This is a genomic window from Curtobacterium pusillum (assembly GCF_007673235.1).
Taxonomy (GTDB): Bacteria; Actinomycetota; Actinomycetes; order Actinomycetales; family Microbacteriaceae; genus Curtobacterium; species Curtobacterium pusillum_C.
This window is the reverse complement of record NZ_VDZH01000050.1, coordinates 1-216: the sequence shown is the minus strand read 5'-3', so window position 1 is coordinate 216 and position 216 is coordinate 1. Positions and strand designations below refer to the sequence as shown.

Annotated in this window: 1 protein-coding gene; it reads right to left on the bottom strand. The window is 70.4% G+C overall.

Annotated elements, in window-relative coordinates; genetic code table 11:
• Positions 1–9: 9 nt before the first annotated feature.
• A partial coding sequence (locus tag FS532_RS19270) for a hypothetical protein (protein WP_222122020.1) occupies positions 10–216 on the bottom strand: 207 nt, incomplete at its 5' end.

Genomic DNA, 216 nt, shown 5'->3' with positions numbered 1-216 from the left:
GTCCACCCCTCACGTCCCTCCCACAGACTCCACCAACTTCAAAGCACCACCTCCACCATCACCGACACCACCCCCCACCCCCACCACCACCACTTCCCCCACCCCCCCACCCTCCTCCCCCAGCTCCTCCACCACCCCCCCCCTCACCCCGACCACCACCCCCCACCCCCCCACCATCCTCCCCACGAACCCACGCTCCCCACCCACGCTCCTCAC